This window comes from Microcystis sp. M179S2 (assembly GCF_020245805.1).
GTDB classification, from domain to species: domain Bacteria; phylum Cyanobacteriota; class Cyanobacteriia; order Cyanobacteriales; family Microcystaceae; genus Microcystis; species Microcystis aeruginosa.
Genome location: NZ_JADBUE010000393.1, coordinates 1 through 2,653 on the forward strand (window position 1 = coordinate 1; position 2,653 = coordinate 2,653).

Sequence of the window (2,653 nt, forward strand, 5' to 3'; positions counted from 1 at the left end):
GAGAAAAGCCTCAACTCCAATCCCCGCTTGGGACTTACTTCGAGAAGCCCAAAATCGCTGAAACCCAGATAGATCAAGGAAAATCATAAATCGAGGTTAACCCTTTGTCCCGTAATGGTTTGAGCCTTTTTTGATGACCGAAAACGCCTAAGTCCCACTAATATTTTGCTTAAAACCCATTGCTAGTAGGGACTATAGCTACAATGATTGATTTTGATCAAGGTGAAGAATTGTAATTTTTTTTTCTCAGAAAAAATCAATTATTGAAAATGTTCTCAATAGTAGTTTCTACAATGAAGCTTTTTCGTCAAAACATCTTGGGGAATGTAAAAATATATAAAAGTATATGAAGATGTGCGGAATGTCGGATTTATCGTCGGCTACTTATAGCGTTTCTCATCAAGACGAAGTGTAAACTGATTTGGGATCGACTGCTGACGACCGACTCCCCAAAAGGAAAACTTCCTACCTCATCATTTAGGATAACTGCTATAAAAAGAGCAGAAGAGGTCATGGTTTCTAGGTTATGCTTGTTAAAGGTATCTTTCTTATCCTACACTTGTAACACCAATCTGTTTAGTATTTGGGAGAAAAAAATTACGCGGACAGGGTAGATGGGGAAGTGGACAGAAAGATTCGAGAATTTATACTAAAATCTAAGATAGCCGGTTTAATATCGTCTCTGGGATCAAAACAAAAGCTTAGAATAGATAAAATATGTGGACTTTTATTGATTTATTTGCCGGTATAGGAGGATTTAGAATCGCCTTAGAGAATCTCGGTTGTCAATGCGTTTTTTCCTCGGAAATCGATCCTCACTCCCAAAAGGTTTACTTAGCTAACTATGGTCATTTACCCGATAATCAAGACATCAGAAAATTAGAGGCAAAAACTGTCCCCGATCATGATATACTCTGTGGCGGGTTTCCCTGTCAAGCTTTTAGTATCGCCGGCAGAAAACACGGTTTTGAAGATGCACGCGGAACCTTATTTTTTGAAGTTGCCCGGATCCTACACGAAAAGAAACCGAAAGCTTTTATCTTAGAAAATGTCCAGGGTTTAGTCCACCATGATCGAGGTAAAACTTTAAAAACTATTTTAGATATATTAGAAAAGGATTTGCATTATTTTGTCCCTAGTCCCCAGATTTTAAATGCCAGATATTTTGGGGTTCCTCAAAACCGTCCCCGAATTTTTATCGTCGGTTTTCGAGAAGATTTAAATATTTACCATTTTTCCTATCCCCAACCAACCCATCAAGAAACTTGTCTCAAAGATATCCTAGAAGAAAAGGAAGTCAGCGTTAAATATTATCTCTCTAATCAGTATTTAGAAACTTTGTTTAAACACAGGGCCAGACACGAAAATAAAGGTAATGGGTTCGGTTATGAGATTATTTCTCCCGATGGTATTGCTAATGCTATTGTGGTGGGAGGTATGGGAAAAGAAAGAAATTTAGTTATCGATCAAAGACTGACTAATTTTACTCCCGTTACTCGCATTAAGGGAGAAGTAAATAAATTATTCGTCCGCAGAATGACTCCCAGAGAATGGGCAAGATTACAGGGATTTCCCGATAGTTTTCAGATTGTTGTCAGCGATGTCCAAGCTTATAAACAGTTCGGTAATTCTGTGGCTATTCCCGTGGTAAAAGCAGTGGCAAAAGAGGTGATTAAAGCTTTAGATTTATCCAGAAATTCTCAAGAAAATATCAGGATTAAAGACCTAGAGGGGAGACAATTAGAACCAGAAGTGTTGAACGTTGAGAAAAGTCAGACAAAAAATGCTATTATAGATAGAATCTAGACAACTTATTACCCTCACAATAGGGAGTTTGCCCTGATGAAGAATTTCTCAAAACTCATAAAAGAGCTTCTCAAACCACTGCCTAAAAATGACTACCCCGCTTTAGACACTTTTACATTTTTGTCCTGTTGGATTGGTTTTGCTTTAGATAAAAGCATCGTCAGTATGAGGGACTTATGCAGTCGAATGGTACTTGAAGGAATCAATGTAAATTTATCCCCATTTTCTCAGGCAAGCAAAATTATAGAAACAAGTCCGTTTGAGAAAGTCATTGTTGAATTAAATAAGCGTTTAGTTGCCAAAAAAGGAATAGAGAATGTGCGAGCTTTATTTCCCATTGACTCAACAATAATTAGCTTAACCAGTAAACTACTATGGTCGCAAGGATGGCATCAAGTAAAACTATTCTCTGGTCTTAATAGTATCACAACAGAGGTGGTCGAAATCCTCATCCATTTTGGTCAAGTTAATGACTCGAAAGAAGGAGGAAAAACGATAGAAGCAATTCCTGTAAATGGACTTGGCGTAATGGATAGAGGATTTGCTTCTAATCAAAGAATCACCGAATTATTAGAGAGTAGTGACAAGCATTTTGTCTTGAGATTGAAAAATAATATTAGCCTGGAGATGCTCGAAAATGGCAAGTGTAAACTCGGAAAAGATAAAAGACAAATAGAAGTAAGAGTAGTCGCTTTTTGCGACCTAGAAAGCTAGAAAGGGGAGCATCTCACCTTTGCAATGAGCATAAATACTTAGGGGAAAAATAGGCTTTTCGAGGGTAATTCTTGTTTTAATTCTCTATGTACGCAGTCTTTAAAAGCCTCTATTTCGTTCCAAGACACGATTA

The 2,653-nt window shown here is 37.4% G+C and carries 2 protein-coding genes; both read left to right on the forward strand.

What is annotated here, in order from left to right:
• Positions 1–717 precede the first annotated feature (717 nt).
• Entirely contained in the window at positions 718–1,806 is a 1,089-nt protein-coding gene (locus tag IM500_RS24370; RefSeq protein WP_190723762.1) for a DNA cytosine methyltransferase, read from the forward strand.
• A 36-nt stretch (positions 1,807–1,842) separates the two neighbouring features.
• The gene (locus IM500_RS24375) at positions 1,843–2,520 is read left to right on the forward strand and encodes a transposase (protein WP_242034776.1); all 678 of its coding nucleotides are present in this window, start codon (positions 1,843–1,845) and stop codon (positions 2,518–2,520) included.
• Positions 2,521–2,653: the final 133 nt, after the last annotated feature.

Excerpts from the sequence above, each read along its gene's own strand:
- IM500_RS24370 (WP_190723762.1), top strand. The coding sequence starts at position 718 with ATGTGGACTTTTATTGATTTATTTGCCGGTATAGGAGGATTTAGAATC.
- IM500_RS24375 (WP_242034776.1), top strand. The coding sequence starts at position 1,843 with ATGAAGAATTTCTCAAAACTCATAAAAGAGCTTCTCAAACCACTGCCT.